Origin of the sequence: Pseudomonas sp. Marseille-Q0931 (assembly GCF_940789645.1) — a bacterium.
Classification (GTDB): domain Bacteria; phylum Pseudomonadota; class Gammaproteobacteria; order Pseudomonadales; family Pseudomonadaceae; genus Aquipseudomonas.
In genome coordinates this window covers 58,624-78,592 of record NZ_CALNWT010000009.1, presented here as the reverse complement: position 1 = coordinate 78,592, position 19,969 = coordinate 58,624, and the positions used below count along the sequence as shown (strand labels likewise).

Annotated in this window: 18 protein-coding genes; 15 read left to right on the top strand and 3 right to left on the bottom strand. The window is 61.7% G+C overall.

From position 1 onward, the window contains the following. Positions 1 to 18: 18 nt before the first annotated feature. On the bottom strand, positions 19 to 537 hold the full coding sequence (locus tag P3C50_RS15315; RefSeq protein WP_275546670.1) for an outer membrane protein assembly factor BamE: 519 nt from the start codon (positions 535 to 537) through the stop codon (positions 19 to 21). Between the two features lie 94 nt (positions 538 to 631). Between P3C50_RS15315 and fur the strand changes: the two genes are divergently transcribed. After that, positions 632 to 1,036: a ferric iron uptake transcriptional regulator gene (gene fur / locus P3C50_RS15310; RefSeq protein WP_013717010.1), complete on the top strand. Its 405-nt coding sequence runs from the start codon at positions 632 to 634 to the stop codon at positions 1,034 to 1,036. 104 nt (positions 1,037 to 1,140) lie between these two features. Here fur and recN read toward each other — a convergent pair whose 3' ends face one another. Next, on the bottom strand, positions 1,141 to 2,817 hold the full coding sequence (gene recN, locus P3C50_RS15305) for a DNA repair protein RecN (protein WP_275546669.1): 1,677 nt from the start codon (positions 2,815 to 2,817) through the stop codon (positions 1,141 to 1,143). A gap of 158 nt (positions 2,818 to 2,975) precedes the next feature. On the opposite strand from recN, the gene grpE reads away from it, so the two are divergent. The 8 genes from grpE to P3C50_RS15265 all read left to right on the top strand — a co-directional run bounded on the left by grpE (position 2,976) and on the right by P3C50_RS15265 (position 13,194). After that, entirely contained in the window at positions 2,976 to 3,545 is a 570-nt protein-coding gene (gene grpE, locus P3C50_RS15300; protein ID WP_275546668.1) for a nucleotide exchange factor GrpE, read from the top strand. Between the two features lie 99 nt (positions 3,546 to 3,644). Continuing rightward, a complete protein-coding gene (gene dnaK / locus P3C50_RS15295) occupies positions 3,645 to 5,561 on the top strand; it encodes a molecular chaperone DnaK (protein ID WP_275546667.1) in 1,917 nt (638 codons plus the stop codon). 135 nt (positions 5,562 to 5,696) lie between these two features. Further along, on the top strand, positions 5,697 to 6,824 hold the full coding sequence (dnaJ, locus tag P3C50_RS15290) for a molecular chaperone DnaJ (protein ID WP_197855353.1): 1,128 nt from the start codon (positions 5,697 to 5,699) through the stop codon (positions 6,822 to 6,824). Positions 6,825 to 6,909: 85 nt separating this feature from the next. Next, a complete protein-coding gene (gene dapB, locus P3C50_RS15285) occupies positions 6,910 to 7,713 on the top strand; it encodes a 4-hydroxy-tetrahydrodipicolinate reductase (RefSeq protein WP_197855352.1) in 804 nt (267 codons plus the stop codon). Between the two features lie 190 nt (positions 7,714 to 7,903). Then, positions 7,904 to 9,052 carry a glutamine-hydrolyzing carbamoyl-phosphate synthase small subunit gene (gene carA / locus P3C50_RS15280; protein ID WP_275546666.1) on the top strand — a complete coding sequence of 383 codons (1,149 nt, stop codon included), beginning with the start codon at positions 7,904 to 7,906 and terminating at the stop codon, positions 9,050 to 9,052. 29 nt (positions 9,053 to 9,081) lie between these two features. Next, positions 9,082 to 12,303, top strand: a complete 3,222-nt coding sequence (carB, locus tag P3C50_RS15275; protein WP_275546665.1) for a carbamoyl-phosphate synthase large subunit — start codon at positions 9,082 to 9,084, stop codon at positions 12,301 to 12,303. Continuing rightward, on the top strand, positions 12,300 to 12,776 hold the full coding sequence (gene greA, locus P3C50_RS15270) for a transcription elongation factor GreA (protein WP_197855349.1): 477 nt from the start codon (positions 12,300 to 12,302) through the stop codon (positions 12,774 to 12,776). The genes carB and greA overlap by 4 nt, the downstream gene beginning before the upstream one ends. Continuing rightward, positions 12,754 to 13,194, top strand: coding sequence for a DUF4149 domain-containing protein (locus tag P3C50_RS15265; RefSeq protein WP_275546664.1), 441 nt, complete (start codon positions 12,754 to 12,756; stop codon positions 13,192 to 13,194). The genes greA and P3C50_RS15265 overlap by 23 nt, the downstream gene beginning before the upstream one ends. 86 nt (positions 13,195 to 13,280) lie before the next feature. On the opposite strand, the gene yhbY is transcribed toward P3C50_RS15265, so the two are convergent. Beyond that, positions 13,281 to 13,592: a ribosome assembly RNA-binding protein YhbY gene (gene yhbY / locus P3C50_RS15260; protein ID WP_275546663.1), complete on the bottom strand. Its 312-nt coding sequence runs from the start codon at positions 13,590 to 13,592 to the stop codon at positions 13,281 to 13,283. Between the two features lie 90 nt (positions 13,593 to 13,682). Between yhbY and rlmE the strand changes: the two genes are divergently transcribed. From rlmE to secG, 6 genes are all read left to right on the top strand, one after another. Further along, on the top strand, positions 13,683 to 14,309 hold the full coding sequence (gene rlmE, locus P3C50_RS15255) for a 23S rRNA (uridine(2552)-2'-O)-methyltransferase RlmE (protein WP_275546662.1): 627 nt from the start codon (positions 13,683 to 13,685) through the stop codon (positions 14,307 to 14,309). Positions 14,310 to 14,477: 168 nt separating this feature from the next. After that, positions 14,478 to 16,391, top strand: a complete 1,914-nt coding sequence (ftsH, locus tag P3C50_RS15250) for an ATP-dependent zinc metalloprotease FtsH (protein WP_197855345.1) — start codon at positions 14,478 to 14,480, stop codon at positions 16,389 to 16,391. Between the two features lie 8 nt (positions 16,392 to 16,399). After that, a complete protein-coding gene (folP, locus tag P3C50_RS15245) occupies positions 16,400 to 17,251 on the top strand; it encodes a dihydropteroate synthase (RefSeq protein ID WP_275546661.1) in 852 nt (283 codons plus the stop codon). Between the two features lie 171 nt (positions 17,252 to 17,422). After that, a complete protein-coding gene (gene glmM, locus P3C50_RS15240; RefSeq protein ID WP_275546660.1) occupies positions 17,423 to 18,760 on the top strand; it encodes a phosphoglucosamine mutase in 1,338 nt (445 codons plus the stop codon). Between the two features lie 66 nt (positions 18,761 to 18,826). Continuing rightward, on the top strand, positions 18,827 to 19,582 hold the full coding sequence (tpiA, locus tag P3C50_RS15235) for a triose-phosphate isomerase (protein ID WP_275546659.1): 756 nt from the start codon (positions 18,827 to 18,829) through the stop codon (positions 19,580 to 19,582). Between the two features lie 3 nt (positions 19,583 to 19,585). Further along, entirely contained in the window at positions 19,586 to 19,963 is a 378-nt protein-coding gene (secG, locus tag P3C50_RS15230; RefSeq protein WP_275546658.1) for a preprotein translocase subunit SecG, read from the top strand. The last annotated feature ends 6 nt before the right edge of the window (positions 19,964 to 19,969 follow it).

Here is a 19,969-nt window from a genome sequence, read left to right as displayed (position 1 = left end):
CTTTTTCGTGTCCGCTTGTTACTGCGGATCGGTGTCCAGCGGCTCGGGGGTCGGAACCGGGACGGTCTCGACATCATCTACTTCGCGCTGGATCTGTTCCAGCAGCGAGCCGGGTGCCGGCGGAGTATCTTCCTGCGGTTCGGCTTGCGGCTGTGCGCTGCCGGTGTCGCTGCCTTCGCCCATGATCGCCTGGTCACGGCTGACGCCTGGCATGAAGTCGCCGGCCAGGCCGACCAGTTGGTCGCTGCCGTCGAACACCAGGCTGACGCGCTCCTGCAGGCGCTGGCCGCCGCCTGGCTGGATGCTGTACAGGTAATCCCAGCGATCGGCATGGAAGGTGTCGGTGATCAGCGGGTTGCCCATGATAAACCGCACTTGGCGCCGGGTCATTCCAGGGCGCAGCTGGTCTATCATGTCCTGTGTCACGACATTGCCCTGTTGAATGTCGATCTTGTAAACCCCGGGGAATGAACAACCGGCGAGTGCGAAGAGCCCGGTCAGCGACAGGCTGGTCAGCAAGAGCTTGGTTTTTTGCATCGGAGGGTGACTTCCACTATCTTGGGCAACTTGAACCCCGGATCATACCCGTATTGAAGGGTGCTGCGAAGCAGCATCCATGAGAAAGCAGACCATGGTTGAAAATAACGAACTGCGCAAAGCTGGACTGAAGGTGACTCTGCCACGGGTCAAAATCCTGCAGATGCTCGATAACGCCGAGCACCGCCACATGAGTGCGGAGGATGTGTACAAGGCGCTGATGGAGGCAGGTGAAGACGTTGGCCTAGCCACCGTGTACCGCGTGCTGACTCAGTTCGAGGCCGCCGGCCTGGTGGTGCGTCACAACTTCGATGGCGGCCATGCCGTATTCGAGCTGGCCGACAGCGGCCACCACGACCATATGGTCTGTGTCGATTCCGGTGAGGTGATCGAGTTCTTCGATTCCGAGATCGAGAAGCGCCAGAAGGAAATCGTCAAGGAGCACGGCTTCGAGCTGGTCGATCACAATCTGGTGCTGTACGTACGCAAGAAGAGCTGATGCTTCTGCGGTAATGAGAAAGGCGACCCTCGGGTCGCCTTTCTGTTTTATGGCTTCGATGCAAGCCGGATCGCCGTTTGCCGATCGCATCCGGCTGCAACGCTTCACGCAGCCTGTGCGCTGGTCACCATCTTGCGCGCATGGGCCAGGGATTCCTCGGTCAGGTCGACGCCGCCGAGCATGCGCGCAATTTCCTCGACGCGGCCGCTTTCGTCCAGCTTGCTCACCGCAGTGGAAGTGGCATCTTCGCCGCGACGCTTGTGCACGAACAGGTGCTGATGACCTTGCGCGGCGACTTGCGGCAGGTGGGTGACGCAGAGCACCTGGCCGCGTTCGCCAAGGCGGCGCAGCAGCTGGCCGACCACTTCCGCCGTCGGGCCGCCGATACCGACGTCCACTTCGTCGAATACCAGGGTCGGTACGCGCGAGGTCTGGGCAGTGATCACCTGGATCGCCAGGCTGATACGCGACAGCTCGCCACCGGAGGCCACCTTCGCCAGGCCGCGCAACGGCTGGCCGGGGTTGGCGCTGACCAGGAACTCCACGGTTTCCAGGCCATTGGCATGCGGCTCTTCGCAGCTCATGGATTGCAGCTGGATGCTGAAACGCCCGCCTGGCATACCCAGTGCCTGCATCTCCTGTTCCACGGCCGCGGACAGGCGCTCGGCGGCGTTGCCACGCAGGGTGCTGAGTTCGGCTGCCTTTTCCTGATAGTGGCGCTCATAGGCGGCCAGTTCCTCGGCCAGGCGTTCGCTGGCCTGGTCGTCGGCATTCAGGCCTTCGAGTTCCTCGAACAGTTGCTGCTGCAGGGCTGCTAGCTCGGTGGGCTGGATGCGGTGCTTGCGCGCCAGGGTATAGATGGTGTCCAGGCGCTCCTCGAGAAACTGCTGGCGCTCGGGATCGGCGTCGAAGTGATCGACGAAGCGGTTCAGCTCACCGACGGCTTCTTCGACCTGAATCTGCGCGCTGGCCAACAGGTTGCTCGCTTCACCCAGCGCGCTGCCCTGGCCGCCGAACGCGCCCAGGCGGTTGAGGCTGGCGGTCAGCGCCGCCAGCACGTTGCCGGCGTCGCTCTCGCTGCACAGGTCGAGCACCTGACGGCAGGCGCCGAGCAGCGCGTCGGCATTGCTCAGGGCCTTGTGCTCCTGCTCCAGTTGTTCCAGTTCGTTGTCGCCGAGGGCGAGATTCTCCAGCTCTTCGAGCTGATAGCTGAGCAACTGGTGGCGGGCGCGCTGTTCGTCACCCTGGCTGGAGATGCGCTCCAGCTCGTTGCGCGTCTGCTTCCAGCGCTGCGCGGCGAGTTGCACCTGACGCGCCAGCTCCTGGCTGCCGGCGTATTCGTCGAGCAGGCGGCGATGGGTGTCGGTCTTGAGCAGCGATTGATGTTCGTGCTGGCTGTAAATATCGATGATCAGCTCGCCAATGGCCTTGAGGTCGGCCTGCGGACAGGGGCTGCCATTGATGTAGCCGCGTGATCGACCTTCAGCGGTGATCACCCGGCGCAGGATGCACGGGCCGTCGCTGTCCAGATCGCGTTCGGCGAGCCAGGTGCGGGCTTCGGGAATGTCCGCCAGATCGAAGCTGGCAAGAATGTCCGCCTTGTCCGCGCCTGGGCGTACCACGCCGCTGTCGGCGCGATCACCCAGGCACAGGCCGAGGGCGTCGAGCATGATCGACTTGCCGGCACCGGTCTCGCCGCTGATGGCGCTCATGCCGGCATCCAGTTCGAGATCCAGGTGGTCGACGATGGCGTAGTTGTGAATGGACAGGTGCACCAGCATGGCGAACGCTCCCGAGTTGATGTCTGGTTATTTATACAGTGTTTTTTCTTTTCCTGGCAATCCTCGTCTATCGCCCCTTGAAAGCTGTGGAATTGGCTCCATATAGGCGGCAGGAGCGCGAGCCGGACTCGCGCCGATTCATTCGAGAGGAGATAGGCATGGCTGACGAACAGTACCTGGATACGCAGAACCCCGAGACTCAGGCGGCCGAGAACGTCGCGTCGAGCGACGACCTGGCGGCTCGCGTACAGGCCCTGGAAGAGCAGCTGGCTGCGGCGCAGGATCAGTCGTTGCGCGTAGCGGCCGAGCTGCAGAATGTGCGCCGTCGCGCCGAGCAGGATGTGGAGAAGGCGCACAAGTTCGCCCTGGAGAAGTTTGCCAACGACCTGCTGCCGGTGGTCGACAGCCTGGAGCGTGGCCTGGAGCTGTCCAGCCCGGACGACGAAGCCATCAAGGGCGTGCGTGAGGGCATGCAACTGACCCTCAAGCTGTTCCTCGACACCCTGGCGCGTCATCAGCTGGAAGCGATCGAGCCGCATGGTGAGCCGTTCAACCCCGAGCATCACCAGGCCATGGCGATGGAAGAGAGCACCAACGTCGAGCCGAACTCGGTGCTCAAGGTGTTCCAGAAGGGTTATCTGCTCAACGGTCGTCTGCTGCGCCCGGCCATGGTCGTGGTCAGCAAGGCGCCTACCACGCCGCCGCCGTCCATCGACGAGCAGGCTTGAAATTTCCGGGGGCGACCCCATTTTTGAGTCAAGCGTTTTAGTGCTGCCGGCGCCTGTGAAACGAGGCGACGGATAAATCAAAGTTTCGGGAGAATTTTCATGGGTAAAATCATCGGTATCGACCTGGGGACCACCAACTCCTGCGTCTCCATTCTGGAAAACGGCAACGTCAAGGTGCTGGAGAACGCCGAAGGCGCTCGCACCACGCCGTCCATCATCGCCTACGCGGGCGACGGCGAAATCCTGGTTGGCCAGTCGGCCAAGCGCCAGGCCGTGACCAACCCGCACAACACCCTGTACGCGGTGAAGCGTCTGATCGGTCGTCGTTTCGACGAGGATGTCGTGCAGAAAGACATCCAGATGGTTCCGTACAAGATCGTCAAGGCGGACAACAATGACGCCTGGGTCGAAGTGAACGGCCAGAAAATGGCGCCGCCGCAGATCAGCGCCGAAGTGCTGAAGAAGATGAAGAAGACCGCCGAGGACTACCTGGGCGAGCCAGTCACCGAAGCGGTGATCACCGTTCCGGCCTACTTCAACGACAGCCAGCGTCAGGCCACCAAGGACGCCGGCCGCATCGCCGGTCTGGACGTCAAGCGCATCATCAACGAGCCGACCGCGGCTGCGCTGGCCTATGGCATGGACAAGGCCAAGGGCGACCACACCGTGATCGTTTACGACCTGGGCGGCGGTACCTTCGACGTATCGGTGATCGAGATCGCCGAAGTCGATGGCGAGCACCAGTTCGAAGTACTGGCCACCAACGGTGACACCTTCCTCGGTGGTGAGGACTTCGACATTCGCCTGATCGATTACCTCGTCGACGAATTCAAGAAAGAAACCGGCATGAACCTCAAGGGCGACCCGCTGGCCATGCAGCGCCTGAAGGAAGCTGCCGAGAAGGCCAAGATCGAGCTGTCCTCGAGCCAGCAGACCGACGTCAACCTGCCGTACATCACTGCAGATGCCACCGGTCCGAAGCACCTGAACGTGAAGATCTCCCGTTCCAAGCTCGAATCGCTGGTCGAAGACCTGGTGCAGCGCACCATCGAGCCGTGCCGCACTGCGCTGAAGGACGCCGGTATCGACGTCAGCAAGATCGACGACGTGATCCTGGTCGGCGGCCAGACCCGTATGCCGCTGGTGCAGAAGACCGTTGCCGAGTTCTTTGGCAAGGAGCCGCGTAAGGACGTCAACCCGGACGAAGCCGTGGCCATGGGCGCCGCCATTCAGGGCGCGGTTCTGGCTGGTGACGTCAAGGACGTTCTGCTGCTGGACGTCTCCCCGCTGACCCTGGGTATCGAAACCATGGGCGGCGTGATGACTGCGCTGATCGAGAAGAACACCACCATCCCGACCAAGAAGTCGCAGGTGTTCTCCACCGCCGACGACAACCAGAACGCCGTGACCATTCACGTGCTGCAGGGTGAGCGTAAGCAGGCTGCGCAGAACAAGTCGCTGGGCAAGTTCGACCTGGCCGAGATTCCGCCGGCTCCGCGTGGCGTGCCGCAGATCGAAGTGACCTTCGATATCGATGCCAACGGCATCCTGCACGTGTCCGCCAAGGACAAGGCCACCGGTAAGCAGCAGTCCATCGTGATCAAGGCCAACTCCGGTCTGTCCGAGGAAGAGATCGAGCAGATGGTGCGTGACGCCGAGGCCAACGCCGAGGAAGACCGCAAGTTCGAAGAGCTGGCCACTGCCCGTAACCAGGGCGATCAGCTGGTGCACGCCACCCGCAAGATGCTCACCGAAGCGGGCGACAAGGCCACCGACGACGAGAAGGCGACCATCGAGAAGGCCATTGGCGAGCTGGAAGTAGCCGTGAAGGGCGATGACAAAGCGGCCATCGAAGCCAAGATGAACGCACTGTCGGAGGCCACCACGCCGCTGGCGCAGAAGATGTACGCCGAGCAGCCGCAAGGTGGTGCCGCGCAGGCTGATGCCGGCGACGCCAAGGATGCCGGTGACGACGTGGTCGACGCTGAGTTCGAAGAGGTCAAGGAGAACAAGTAAGGGATGCGGCCTGCTCAGCGGGCCGCCTCTGCTTTTTGCTCCACCGTCGCTCGCGACGGGCAGGATTCGCCGCGCGGGAGCCTTCTCCCGCGTCGGCGTATCTGGAGCTCACGAATCTGAGAGTGCAGCACAACTATGGCAAAACGTGATTATTACGAGATCCTGGGGGTCGAGCGCGGCGCCAGCGAGGCCGACCTGAAGAAGGCCTATCGGCGCCTGGCGATGAAATACCATCCGGATCGCAACCCGGACGACAAAGACGCCGAGGAGAAATTCAAGGAGGCCAACGAGGCCTACGAAGTGCTCTCCGACGCCAGCAAGCGTTCAGCCTACGACCAGTACGGCCATGCCGGGGTCGACCCGCAGATGGGCGGTGGCGGCGGTGCCGGTTTCGGTGGCGCCAACTTCTCTGACATCTTCGGTGACGTGTTCAGCGACTTCTTCGGCGGCGGCCGTGGCGGTTCGCGCGGCGGTGCCCAGCGTGGCAGCGACCTGCGCTACACCCTTGAGCTGGACCTGGAAGAGGCGGTGCGTGGCACTACCGTGACCATTCGCGTGCCGACTCTGGTCGGCTGCAAGACCTGCGATGGCAGCGGCGCCAAGAAGGGCACCAGCCCGGTCACCTGTACTACCTGCGGTGGTATCGGTCAGGTGCGCATGCAGCAGGGCTTCTTCTCCGTGCAGCAGACCTGCCCGCGCTGCCATGGCAGCGGCAAGATGATCACCGATCCCTGTGGCAGCTGCCATGGTCAGGGTCGGGTGGAAGAGAGCAAGACGCTGTCGGTCAAGGTGCCGCCAGGTGTCGATACCGGTGATCGCATTCGCCTGTCCGGCGAAGGTGAGGCCGGCGCGCATGGCGGCCCGGCCGGTGACCTTTACGTGGTGGTCAACGTCCGTGAGCATGCGATCTTCCAGCGCGACGGCAAGCATCTGTACTGTGAAGTGCCGATCAGCTTCGCCGATGCGGCGCTGGGTGGCGAACTGGAAGTGCCGACCCTGGATGGTCGGGTCAAGCTGAAGATTCCGGAAGGCACCCAGACCGGCAAGCTGTTCCGCCTGCGCGGCAAGGGCGTGGCCCCGGTACGTGGCGGTGGTGCGGGCGATCTGATGTGCCGGGTGGCGGTGGAGACGCCGGTCAACCTGAACAAGCGTCAGCGCGAGCTGCTCGAGGAGTTCCGCAAGTCGCTGCAGGGCGACGACTCCCACTCGCCCAAGGCCAGTGGCTGGTTCGAAGGCGTCAAGCGCTTCTTCGGTGACGTTTAATTGAGCGTCAAGCGGCAAGCCAGAAGCGGCAAGAGGTTATTGCGCTTGGCTTGCAGCTTGAGGCCTGCAGCTTGGAGCTGATGTTATGCAACGTATTGCAGTGATGGGCGCCGCCGGGCGTATGGGCAAGACCCTGATCGAGGCCGTGAGTCAGGCCGAGGGCGCCAAGCTCAGCGCCGCTGTAGATCGTGCCGATAGCAGCCTGATCGGCGCCGATGCTGGTGAGCTGGTCGGTTTGGGCAAGATCGGCGTGACCCTGGCAGGTGACCTGGCGGCGGTGCTCGATGATTTTGACGTGCTGATCGATTTTACCCATCCGTCGGTGACGCTGAAGAACCTGGAAGTCTGCCGTCAGGCGGGCAAGGCCATGGTGATCGGCACCACCGGTTTTAGCGTGGAAGAGAAACAGCAGCTGAGCGAAGCGGCCAAGCAGATCCCGATCGTCTTTGCCGCCAACTTCAGCGTCGGCGTCAACCTGTGTCTGAAGCTGCTGGATACCGCCGCCCGCGTGCTGGGCGATGACGTGGATATCGAGATCATCGAGGCGCATCACCGGCACAAGGTCGATGCGCCCTCCGGCACTGCGCTGCGCATGGGTGAAGTGGTCGCCGATGCGCTGGGGCGTGATCTGCGGAAGGTGGCCGTGTATGGCCGTGAAGGTCAGACCGGGGCGCGCGAGCGCGAGACCATCGGTTTCGCCACCGTGCGTGCCGGCGATGTAGTAGGGGATCACACCGTGCTATTCGCTGCCGATGGCGAGCGCGTGGAGATCACTCACAAGGCCTCCAGTCGCATGACCTTCGCCAAGGGAGCGGTGCGTTCCGCGTTGTGGCTGCAGCAGCGTTCGCCTGCCCTGTACGACATGCAGGACGTGTTGAGCCTGCGTTGACGCGAATGTGTGACTGAGGCGTCTTATCGGGTGGACCGAAAAAGGGTTTTCCTGTAAGCTTCCTGTTTTAGTGTGTCCACTAAAAGTTACGCAGAATGGCTCAAATAAAAAAGCGGGATGACCTTCACACGTCATCCCGCTTTTTTACAACCTGCGTTTGCTTCAAGCCTTGATCGTGACGGAGGTCTTCTTGACTAAGCCAGCCCCCAAACCTGCCATTTTAGCCCTTGCTGACGGCAGCATTTTTCGCGGCGATTCCATCGGGGCCGATGGCCAGACCATCGGAGAGGTGGTGTTCAACACCGCCATGACCGGCTATCAGGAAATCCTTACCGATCCATCCTATGCCCAGCAGATCGTTACCCTGACTTACCCGCATATCGGCAACACCGGCACCACGCCGGAAGATGCCGAGTCCAACCGCGTCTGGGCCGCCGGCCTGATCATTCGCGACCTGCCGCTGATTTCCAGCAACTGGCGCGACAAGCAACCGCTGGACGAGTACCTGAAAGAGAACGGTACCGTCGCCATCGCCGGCATCGATACCCGTCGCCTGACCCGCATCCTGCGTGAGAAGGGCTCGCAGAACGGCTGCGTCCTGGTTGGCGACGACGCCACTGAAGAAAAAGCGCTGGAGCTGGCGCGCAGCTTCCCGGGTCTCAAGGGCATGGATCTGGCCAAGGAAGTCAGCTGCACCGAGCGCTACGAGTGGCGTTCCAGCGTGTGGAATCTGGAGAACGACAGCCATCCGGAAATCGCCGCTGCCGATCTGCCGTACCACGTCGTGGCCTACGACTACGGTGTGAAGCTGAACATCCTGCGCATGCTGGTCGCTCGCGGCTGCCGCCTGACCGTAGTGCCTGCGCAGACCCCTGCCAGCGAAGTGCTGGCGCTGAACCCCGATGGCGTGTTCCTCTCCAATGGTCCTGGCGATCCCGAGCCGTGCGACTACGCGATCAAGGCGATCCAGGAAATCCTGGAAACCGAAATTCCGGTGTTCGGCATCTGCCTCGGTCACCAGCTACTGGCCCTGGCCTCCGGTGCCAAGACCCTGAAGATGGGCCACGGCCACCACGGCGCCAACCACCCGGTACAGGACCTCGACAGCGGCGTGGTGATGATCACCAGCCAGAACCACGGTTTCGCCGTGGACGAGAGCAGCCTGCCGAGCAATCTGCGCCCGATCCACAAGTCGCTGTTCGACGGTACCCTGCAGGGCATCGAGCGTACCGACAAGGCCGCCTTCAGCTTCCAGGGTCACCCCGAGGCTAGCCCAGGCCCGCACGACGTTGCGCCGTTGTTCGACCGTTTCATCAATGAGATGGCCAAACGCCGCTAAGCCCGCCGAGCAGAGAATTCGAGAAGACCATGCCAAAACGTACAGATATCAAAAGCATCCTGATCCTCGGCGCCGGCCCCATCGTCATCGGCCAGGCCTGTGAGTTCGACTACTCCGGCGCGCAGGCGTGTAAGGCGCTGAAGGAAGAAGGTTTCCGCGTCATCCTGGTGAACTCCAACCCGGCCACCATCATGACCGACCCGGCCATGGCCGACGCCACCTACATCGAGCCGATCAAGTGGGCCACCGTGGCCAAGATCATCGAGAAGGAGCGCCCGGACGCGCTGCTGCCGACCATGGGCGGCCAGACCGCACTCAACTGCGCGCTGGACCTGGAGCGCCACGGCGTGCTGGAGAAATTCGGCGTCGAGATGATCGGTGCCAACGCCGACACCATCGACAAGGCTGAAGACCGTTCGCGCTTCGACAAAGCCATGAAGGATATCGGCCTGGCCTGTCCGGTTTCGGGTATTGCCCACAGCATGGAAGAAGCCTACGGCGTGCTGGAGAAAGTCGGCTTCCCATGCATCATCCGCCCAAGCTTCACCATGGGCGGCACCGGTGGCGGCATCGCCTACAACCGTGAAGAATTCGAAGAAATCTGCGCCCGTGGTCTCGATCTGTCGCCGACCAACGAGTTGCTGATCGACGAATCGCTGATCGGCTGGAAGGAATACGAGATGGAGGTGGTCCGCGACAAGAAGGACAACTGCATCATCGTCTGCTCCATCGAGAACTTCGACCCGATGGGCGTGCACACTGGTGACTCGATCACCGTCGCACCGGCGCAGACCCTGACCGACAAGGAATACCAGATCCTGCGTAACGCCTCGCTGGCGGTGCTGCGTGAGATCGGTGTGGAAACCGGCGGCTCCAACGTGCAGTTCGGCATCTGCCCGAACACCGGCCGTATGGTGGTGATCGAGATGAACCCGCGCGTATCGCGTTCCTCGGCGCTGGCTTCCAAGGCCACCGGCTTCCCGATCGCCAAGATCGCCGCCAAGCTGGCCGTCGGTTACACCCTCGACGAGCTCTCCAACGACATCACCGGCGGTCGCACTCCGGCGTCGTTCGAGCCGGCCATCGACTACGTGGTGACCAAAGTTCCGCGCTTCGCCTTCGAGAAATTCCCCAAGGCCGACGCCCGCCTGACCACGCAGATGAAGTCCGTCGGTGAAGTCATGGCCATCGGCCGTACCTTCCAGGAGTCGCTGCACAAAGCCCTGCGTGGCCTGGAAGTCGGCGTTGCCGGCTTCGATCCGAAGCTCGACCTGAACGACCCGGAAGCCGAAAGCACTCTGCGTCGCGAGCTGACCGTGCCCAGCGCCGACCGCATCTGGTACGTGGCCGATGCCTTCCGCGCCGGCAAGACCGTCGCCGAAGTGTTCGAGCTGACCCGCATCGACGAGTGGTTCCTGGTGCAGATTGAAGATCTGATCAAGGACGAAGCCACCGTGCAGACCCTGGGGCTGTCGGCCATTGATTACGACCTGATGTTCAAACTCAAGCGCAAGGGCTTCTCCGATGCGCGTCTGGCCAAGCTGCTGGGCGTTTCCGAGAAGAGCCTGCGTGCCCACCGGCACAAGCTGAAAGTGCTGCCGGTGTACAAGCGCGTGGACACCTGCGCCGCCGAATTCGCCACCGACACCGCCTACATGTACTCGACCTACGAGGAAGAGTGCGAGGCCAACCCGAGCGGTCGCGACAAGATCATGATCCTCGGCGGCGGTCCCAACCGTATCGGCCAGGGCATCGAGTTCGACTACTGCTGCGTGCACGCCGCACTGGCCATGCGTGAAGACGGTTACGAGACCATCATGGTCAACTGCAACCCGGAAACCGTCTCCACCGACTACGACACCTCCGATCGCCTGTACTTCGAGCCGGTGACCCTGGAAGACGTGCTGGAAATCGTCCGCGTCGAGCAGCCCAAAGGCGTGATCGTGCAGTACGGCGGCCAGACGCCGCTGAAGATCTGCCGCGCGCTGGAAGAAGCCGGCGTGCCGATTATCGGCACCAGCCCCGAGGCCATCGACCGCGCCGAAGACCGCGAGCGCTTCCAGCAGATGGTGCAGCGCCTGAACCTGCGTCAGCCGGCCAACGCCACTGCGCGTAGCGAAGACGAAGCGCTGGCGCTGTCCAAGAACATCGGCTACCCGATGGTGGTGCGCCCGTCCTATGTATTGGGCGGCCGGGCGATGGAAATCGTCTACCAGGAAGAAGAACTCAAGCGCTACATGCGCGAAGCGGTGAAGGTGTCCAACGACAGCCCGGTGCTGCTCGATCGCTTCCTCAACTGCGCCATCGAAGTGGACGTGGATGCAGTCAGCGACGGCGAAACCGTGGTGATCGGCGCGATCATGCAGCACATCGAACAGGCCGGTGTGCACTCCGGTGACTCCGCCTGCTCGCTGCCGCCTTACTCGCTGCCGGCGCACATCCAGGACGAAATCCGCGAACAGGTCAAGAAAATGGCCCTGGAGCTCGGCGTGATCGGCCTGATGAACGTGCAGATGGCCGTACAGGGCGAAGACATTTACGTCATCGAAGTGAACCCGCGCGCCTCGCGTACCGTGCCGTTCGTCTCCAAGTGCGTGGGCGAGTCGCTGGCCAAGGTGGCTGCTCGCGTCATGGCCGGCAAGACCCTGGCCGAGGTGGGCTACACCCAGGAAATCATTCCGCCGTTCTTCAGTGTCAAGGAAGCGGTGTTCCCCTTCGCCAAGTTCCCGGGTGTCGACCCGATCCTCGGCCCGGAGATGAAATCCACTGGTGAAGTGATGGGTGTCGGTGACAGCTTCGGCGAAGCCTTCGCCAAGGCCCAGGTCGGTGCCAGCGAGATCCTGCCGAACACCGGTTGCGCCTTCATCAGCGTGCGTGAGGATGACAAGGAGCAGGCGGTACAGGTTGCCCGTGATCTGGTCAGCCTCGGCTTCGAGGTGGTCGCCACCGCTGGCACCGCCAAGGTGATCGAGGCTGCCGGTCTGCCGGTGCGCCGCGTGAACAAGGTGACCGAAGGTCGTCCGCACGTGGTCGACATGATCAAGAACGACGAAGTCACCCTGATCATCAATACCACCGAGGGGCGTCAGTCCATCGCTGACTCCTACTCGATCCGTCGTAACGCTCTGCAGCACAAGATCTACTGCACCACCACCATCGCGGCGGGGCAGGCGGTCTGTGAGGCGCTCAAGTTCGGTCCCGAGAAGACCGTGCGCCGGCTGCAGGATCTGCATGCAGGAATCAAGGTATGAACAAGTACCCCATGACCGTCCAGGGCGCTCGCGCCCTGGAAGAAGAGCTAGCGCACCTGACCAAGGTGCGTCGTCCCGCACTGAGCCAGGCGATTGCCGAGGCTCGCGAGCTGGGCGACCTCAAGGAAAACGCCGAATACCACGCCGCGCGTGAAGAGCAGGGCATGGTCGAGGCGCGCGTGCGTGATATCGAAGGACGCCTGCAGAACGCGGTGATCATTGATGTCACCAGCATCGAGCACACCGGCAAGGTGATCTTCGGCACTACCGTGGAAATCGCCAACGTCGAAACCGACGAGAGCGTGACCTACCAGATCGTTGGTGAAGACGAAGCCGACATCAAGCAGGGCAAGATCTCCGTCGGTTCGCCCATCGCCCGTGCCCTGGTTGGCAAGAGCGAGGGTGATGTGGTCGGCGTGCAGACGCCCAGTGGTCTGGTCGAGTACGAGATTGTCGAAGTCCGTCACGTCTAAGCCACACCTGCCGTCGCGGGCCGCTGCCGTCAGTTGGCAGCTGGCCCAGACCCTCTGGGTCGGCGGCTTGTGGTTATTGCATTTCGTCATTCTGCCGGCCATCGGCCAGACCGGCCTGGCACCTCTGCTGGTGCAGGAAATAGCCGAGCGCCTGGCGCCGCTGCTGGTTGGCCTGACGGCCGTATGCGTGGCGCTGCAGGCCGTTGCGCTACTGCGCAGTGACGGGCTCTCGAGTCTGTGGCGGGATATGCGCGGGCAGCTTTTGTTGACCGTTGCGGTCATGGCCCTGAGTTATTTCGTCGCGTTGCACCAATGGCCGCAGGCCGAGTACTGGTTACGCTTCAGCTATCTGGTGATGGCATTCTGTGGGCTATTGCTGGTGCTGCAGCCGGTTCCGGGCACGCCGGCGAGGCGCTAGCGGGTGTTCTGCAGGAGCGAATTCATTCGCAATCAACGCGTGGCGCTGGCCCGCTGTGACGCGAACAAATCCGCTCCCGCGCCTGCTCAGCCCTGGTAGCGGATCACGTTGGACAGGTTGCGATTCGGCTTGGGATTCTTGCGATAGACCAGGGCGACCTTGCCGATCGACTGCACCAACTCGGCGCGGCCGGCTTCGCACAGGGCGGCGATGGCAGCCTGGCGATCCTCGCGTTCGGCGAGACGCAGCTGTACCTTGATCAGCTCGTGATCGTTCAGAGCGCGGTCCAGTTCGGCCAGCACGCCCTCGGTCAAACCATTGTCAGCCACGATCAATACAGGTTTCAGGTGGTGGCCGATAGATTTGAATTGTTTCTTCTGCTCTTGAGTGAGCGGCATAATCGTTAGTACCTAATTCGGTCTGGAAAACGGCGCCTATCTTACCCGAGCCCGCGCAGTTATTCATGACCCGTTGAATTCGAGGTTTCAGTGGCACGTTCCAAAACCAGCCAGCGTTGGCTGAAAGAACATTTCGACGATCCCTACGTGAAGATGGCGCAGAAGGACGGCTATCGTTCGCGCGCCAGCTACAAGTTGCTGGAAATCCAGGAGAAGGATCGCATTCTGCGTCCCGGCATGACCGTGGTCGACCTTGGCGCTGCGCCAGGTGGCTGGTCGCAGGTGACCAGTCGGGTAATTGGTGACAAGGGCCGCCTGATCGCCTCCGATATTCTGGAAATGGACGCCATTCCCGACGTTACCTTCATTCAGGGCGACTTTACCGACGATGCGGTGTTTGCCCAGTTGCTCGAAGCCATTGGCGAAAATCCGGTCGACCTTGTTATTTCCGATATGGCCCCCAATATGAGTGGGGTGAGGACCGCTGATCAGGCGCGCGCCATGTACCTATGTGAGTTGGCGCTGGACCTCGCGGGGCGAGTGTTGCGGCCTGGCGGTGATTTCCTGATCAAGATTTTCCAGGGCGAGGGCTTCGATGCGTACCACAAGCAGGTGCGCGAGACTTTCGACAAGGTGCAGATGCGCAAGCCGCTGTCGTCACGAGATCGTTCTCGTGAGCAATATCTCTTGGCGCGCGGTTTTCGTGGGGTGAGTTGAAACTGGTGCCCGCAGTGTCGGTCTCAGTGGCAGAAACCTCATAAAGGGTTACAGACGGTGCCTGCGGGACGCGGGCGTTTGGTGTAAGTTAGGTCGGTATATCATTGGTCGTCATGGGAAGCCTGCTTCGCCACGAGGCCTGCTTCAGAGGGTAGCTAATTGAACGACATGGCAAAGAATCTGATCCTGTGGCTGATCATCGCGGCGGTGCTGGTTACCGTGATGAACAACTTCTCCAGCCCGAGCGAGCCGCAGACCCTGAGCTACTCGCAATTCATCGAGCAGGTCAAGGAAGGGCGCGTCGAGCGCGTCACTGTTGATGGTTACGTGATCACCGGCAAGCGCACCGATGGCGAAGGCTTCAAGACTATTCGTCCTGCTATCCAGGATGGTGGTCTGATCGGCGACCTGATCGACAACAATGTGGTCATCGAAGGCAAGCAGCCCGAGCAGCAGAGCATCTGGACTCAGTTGCTGGTCGCCAGCTTCCCGATTCTCGTGATCATCGCCGTGTTCATGTTCTTCATGCGCCAGATGCAGGGCGGTGCGGGCGGCAAGGGCGGCCCGATGAGCTTCGGCAAGTCCAAGGCGCGCCTGCTTTCTGAAGACCAGGTCAAGACCACCTTCGCCGATGTCGCCGGTTGCGACGAGGCCAAGGAAGAAGTCAGCGAACTGGTCGAATTCCTCCGTGATCCGGGCAAGTTCCAGCGCCTGGGTGGTCGTATCCCGCGCGGCGTGCTGATGGTCGGCTCGCCGGGTACCGGTAAGACGCTGCTGGCCAAGGCAGTGGCCGGCGAGGCGAAAGTGCCGTTCTTCACCATTTCCGGTTCCGACTTCGTCGAAATGTTCGTCGGTGTCGGTGCCAGTCGCGTTCGCGACATGTTCGATCAGGCGAAGAAGCACGCCCCGTGCATCATCTTCATCGACGAGATCGACGCCGTCGGTCGCCATCGTGGCGCCGGCATGGGCGGCGGTCACGATGAGCGTGAGCAGACCCTCAACCAGTTGCTGGTGGAGATGGACGGCTTCGAGATGAATGACGGCATCATCGTCATCGCTGCCACCAACCGTCCTGACGTGCTCGACCCGGCGCTGCTGCGTCCGGGCCGCTTCGACCGTCAGGTAGTCGTTGGCCTGCCGGATATCCGTGGTCGTGAGCAGATTCTGAAAGTGCACATGCGCAAGGTGCCGATGGGGGACGACGTCAATGCGGCGGTCATCGCCCGCGGTACGCCGGGCTTCTCCGGTGCCGACCTGGCCAACCTGGTCAACGAAGCCTCGCTGTTCGCCGCTCGTGCGGGCAAGCGCCTGGTGGAAATGAAGGAGTTCGAGCTGGCCAAGGACAAGATCATGATGGGCGCCGAGCGCAAGACCATGGTCATGTCCGACAAGGAGAAGCTCAACACCGCCTACCACGAGGCCGGTCATGCCATCGTTGGTCGCCTGGTGCCCGAGCATGACCCTGTCTACAAGGTTTCCATCATTCCCCGCGGTCGCGCTCTGGGTGTGACCATGTTCCTGCCGGAAGAGGATCGCTACAGCCTCAGCAAGCGTGCCCTGATCAGCCAGATCTGCTCGCTGTTTGGCGGCCGTATCGCCGAGGAAATGACCCTGGGCTTCGACGGCGTCACCACCGGTGCCTCGAACGACATCATGCGCGCCACCCAGCTGGCGAAGAACATGGTCACCAAGTGGGGCCTGTCGGAGAAGCTCGGTCCGCTGATGTATGCCGAGGAAGAGGGTGAAGTGTTCCTTGGTCGCAGCATGGGCAGCCAGAACAGCAATGTTTCCGGCGAGACCGCCAAGCAGATCGACGAAGAAGTGCGCCGCATCATTGACGAGTGCTACGCCACTGCCAAGAAGCTGCTGGTGGAGAACCGCGACAAGCTCGATGCCATGGCTGAAGCGCTGATGAAGTACGAAACCATCGACTCCGAGCAGATCGACGACATCATGGGTGGTCGTGAGCCTCGCGAACCGCGTGGTTGGGACGGTGGTGGCGACTCCGGTGCGCCGCAGGCCAAGGTCGACGAACCCAGTCGTCCCGAGAACCCCATCGGTGGGCCAGCGGCCGAGCATTAAGGTTCCATATGCTTCGACAGCAACACCCGAGCCGGCTGCCTTGTGGCAGCCGGCTTCTTGATTTCTCCCGTCCGCAAGTGATGGGCATCCTCAACGTCACCCCTGATTCCTTCTCCGATGGTGGTCGTTTCACGGCGCGCGATGCTGCCTTGCGTCATGCCGAGCAGATGGTGGTCGCGGGTGCGACGCTGATCGATATCGGTGGTGAGTCCACGCGCCCGGGCGCGCGAAGCGTTTCGCCGACAGAGGAACTGGAGCGCGTTGCGCCGATGGTCGAGGCTATCGCCCGCGAGCTGGATGTGATCATTTCCGTGGATACCTCGACACCGGCAGTCATGCGCGAAAGCGCAAGACTCGGCGCAGGGCTGATCAATGACGTGCGTTCGCTGCAGCGCGATGGCGCTCTCGATGCTGCGGCCGACACGGGGCTGCCGGTGTGTCTGATGCACATGCGCGGTGAGCCGGGCAACATGCAGGACAATCCGCAGTATCCGGATGTCCTCAGCGAGGTGCGCGATTTTCTCGTCGAGCGCATGGCGGCATGCGCGACGGCTGGTATTTCCGCCGAGCGGATCGTGCTCGATCCGGGCTTTGGCTTTGCCAAGACCCTGGAGCACAATCTGACCCTATTCAAGCGCATGAGTGAACTCTCTGCCTTGGGCTGCCCTCTGCTGGTCGGTGTCTCGCGCAAGAGCATGATCGGCAAGGTGCTAGGGCATGAAGTTGGCGGGCGTCTGTACGGCAGCCTGGCATTGGCCGCCCTGGCGTTGACCAAGGGTGCACATATTCTGCGTGTGCACGATGTCGCCGAGACGGTGGACGTGGTGCGCATGATCGCTGCGGTCGAGGCAGCGCAATAACAGGCTTTTGAACGCGTAGACGAGGTGGTCTGGGCTAGGCAAAAACAGCCGAAAAAAACGCTCGGAGTCGCGCTCGATCTTACGTGTTGTAAATGAGCATTTTGAGGCTGTTTTTAACGACGGCCGTACAAGGCAGGTAGTTTTCAATGTCCTGCTAATAAGGAAAGCGTTATGGCTAGAAAATACTTCGGCACCGACGGTATTCGTGGGCGCGTCGGTCAGTTTCCCATTACCCCCGATTTCATGCTCAAGCTCGGCTGGGCGGCCGGCATGGCGTTTCGCAAGGAAGGCAAGTGCCGCATTCTGATCGGCAAGGACACGCGAATCTCCGGCTACATGTTCGAGTCCGCTCTGGAGGCCGGCTTGGCTGCTGCTGGCGCGGACGTGCAGTTGCTCGGTCCGATGCCGACGCCGGCCATCGCCTACCTGACGCGCACCTTCCAGGCCGATGCGGGCATCGTCATCAGCGCCTCGCACAACCCGCACGATGACAATGGCATCAAGTTCTTCTCCAGCGAAGGCACCAAGCTGCCGGATGACGTGGAGTTGATGATCGAGGAGCTCCTCGACCAGCCGATGACGGTGGTCGAGTCTGCCGGGATTGGCAAGGCATCGCGAATCAATGATGCCTCTGGCCGCTACATCGAGTTCTGCAAGGGCAGTGTGCCCAGTGGTACCAGTTTCAAGGGGCTGAAGATCGTCATCGACTGCGCCCATGGTGCTGCCTACAAGGTGGCGCCGAGCGTATTTCGTGAGCTGGGCGCGGAAGTGCGGGTCATCTCGGCACAGCCCGATGGCCTCAATATCAACGATGGTTGTGGCTCCACGCACATCGCGGCGCTGCAGGCCGAAGTGGTCGCGCAGCAAGCCGATCTGGGCATTGCCTTCGACGGTGACGCGGATCGTGTGCTGATGGTCGATCAGCATGGGGCGGTGGTCGACGGCGATGAATTGTTGTTCATTATCGCCCGCGATCTGCAGGAGCGCGGGCGACTGCGCGGTGGTGTGGTCGGTACGCTGATGAGCAACCTGGGCCTGGAGTTGGCACTGGCCGATCTGAATATCCCGTTCATTCGCGCCAATGTCGGTGACCGTTACGTGATCGCCGAGCTGCTGTCGCGCAACTGGCAGCTGGGTGGTGAGAACTCGGGGCACCTGGTGTGCTTCCAGCACACCACCACCGGCGATGCGATCATTGCCGCGCTGCAGGTGCTGATGGCGCTCAAGCGCCGTGGCCAGAGCCTCGTCGATGCGCGTAGCGACCTGAAGAAATGCCCGCAGGTACTGGTCAATGTGCGCTTCTCCGGCGCGGTCGACCCGCTCGAGCATCCTTCGGTCAAGGAGGCCTGTGCGCGGGTTACCGAGAGCATGGCTGGGCGCGGTCGCGTGCTGCTGCGCAAGTCCGGCACCGAGCCGCTGGTGCGGGTGATGGTCGAAGGTGACGATGAATCCACGGTTCGCGGCTATGCCGATGAATTGGCTAAGATTGTTGCCGAAGTCTGTGCTTGAATTGAGCTTGCTACCGGGGGTGCTCTTGGGTAATATCTGCGCCCTCTTTGATCGACGAGGTAAAGCATGCGTCGCCCCTTGGTTGCAGGTAACTGGAAAATGCACGGTACCCGCGCCAGCGTCGCAGAGCTGATCGAAGGGTTGCGTCAACAGGCCTTGCCCGCTGATGTGGATGTCGCGGTTTTCCCCTCCAGTCTGCATCTCGCCCAGGTCGTCGAAGGCCTGGGTTCGAGGGCGGTGAAGGTTGGAGCGCAGGATTGCGCAGCGCAGGTGGAGCAGGGTGCCTTGACCGGTGAGTTGGCTGTTAGCCAGCTGGTCGATGGCGGTTGTGAGCTGGTGCTGGTCGGTCACTCGGAGCGTCGCCTGATCCTGGGTGAAAGTGACGAAGTGGTCGTGAGCAAGTTTGCCGCGGTGCAGAAGGCGGGTTTGATGCCGGTGCTCTGCGTCGGTGAAACCCGTGAGCAGCGTGAAGCGAATGCAACGCTGGGTGTGGTGGGTGGCCAGTTGGCCGCAGTGGTAGATGCCCTAGGTGTCGAAGCACTGAAGAATGCCATAGTTGCCTATGAGCCTGTCTGGGCTATCGGTACCGGCCTGACCGCTACGCCTGAGCAGGCTCAGGAAGTGCACGCAGCGATTCGCGCGCAGGTTGCGCAGCTGGATGCTGAGGTGGCGAGCGAGCTGAGAATTCTTTATGGCGGCAGTGTGAAGGCCGCCAGTGCAGCCGAGCTGTTCGGCATGCAGGATATCGATGGGGGGCTCGTAGGTGGCGCCTCTCTGAATGCGGATGAATTCGGTGCGATCTGTCGCGCTGCAGGAAACTGAAGAATGCTGGAAACCGTCATTGTTGTTCTGCACCTGCTGGGTGCGATCGGGATTGTAGTGCTGGTTTTGCTGCAGCAGGGTAAAGGCGCTGACGCGGGTGCGTCGTTCGGTTCGGGTGCTTCGGCAACTGTATTCGGAAGCCAAGGTTCCTCTACCTTTCTGAGTAAGTTTACTGGTATACTTGCCGCAGGTTTTTTCATTACCAGCTTGGGTTTAGCGTTCTTTGCTAAAGAAAAAGCTGATGCGCTGACTCAGGTTGGTCTGCCAGATCCAGCGGTTCTGGAAGTTCAACAAAAGCCGGCCGTCGAAGACGTGCCGGTGCTCGAAGAGCAAGCTCCAGCATCCGATGCTTCGGATGTTCCGGAGGATCCAGAGCAGTAACCGTTT

Bases quoted from the DNA above. Each gene is read 5' to 3' on its own strand.
- carB (WP_275546665.1), top strand. From the start codon at position 9,082: ATGCCAAAACGTACAGATATCAAAAGCATCCTGATCCTCGGCGCCGGC.
- fur (WP_013717010.1), top strand. From the start codon at position 632: ATGGTTGAAAATAACGAACTGCGCAAAGCTGGACTGAAGGTGACTCTG.
- ftsH (WP_197855345.1), top strand. From the start codon at position 14,478: ATGGCAAAGAATCTGATCCTGTGGCTGATCATCGCGGCGGTGCTGGTT.
- glmM (WP_275546660.1), top strand. From the start codon at position 17,423: ATGGCTAGAAAATACTTCGGCACCGACGGTATTCGTGGGCGCGTCGGT.
- folP (WP_275546661.1), top strand. From the start codon at position 16,400: ATGCTTCGACAGCAACACCCGAGCCGGCTGCCTTGTGGCAGCCGGCTT.
- P3C50_RS15315 (WP_275546670.1), bottom strand. From the start codon at position 537: ATGCAAAAAACCAAGCTCTTGCTGACCAGCCTGTCGCTGACCGGGCTC.
- recN (WP_275546669.1), bottom strand. From the start codon at position 2,817: ATGCTGGTGCACCTGTCCATTCACAACTACGCCATCGTCGACCACCTG.
- tpiA (WP_275546659.1), top strand. From the start codon at position 18,827: ATGCGTCGCCCCTTGGTTGCAGGTAACTGGAAAATGCACGGTACCCGC.
- dnaK (WP_275546667.1), top strand. From the start codon at position 3,645: ATGGGTAAAATCATCGGTATCGACCTGGGGACCACCAACTCCTGCGTC.
- secG (WP_275546658.1), top strand. From the start codon at position 19,586: ATGCTGGAAACCGTCATTGTTGTTCTGCACCTGCTGGGTGCGATCGGG.
- dnaJ (WP_197855353.1), top strand. From the start codon at position 5,697: ATGGCAAAACGTGATTATTACGAGATCCTGGGGGTCGAGCGCGGCGCC.
- dapB (WP_197855352.1), top strand. From the start codon at position 6,910: ATGCAACGTATTGCAGTGATGGGCGCCGCCGGGCGTATGGGCAAGACC.
- grpE (WP_275546668.1), top strand. From the start codon at position 2,976: ATGGCTGACGAACAGTACCTGGATACGCAGAACCCCGAGACTCAGGCG.
- yhbY (WP_275546663.1), bottom strand. From the start codon at position 13,592: ATGCCGCTCACTCAAGAGCAGAAGAAACAATTCAAATCTATCGGCCAC.
- greA (WP_197855349.1), top strand. From the start codon at position 12,300: ATGAACAAGTACCCCATGACCGTCCAGGGCGCTCGCGCCCTGGAAGAA.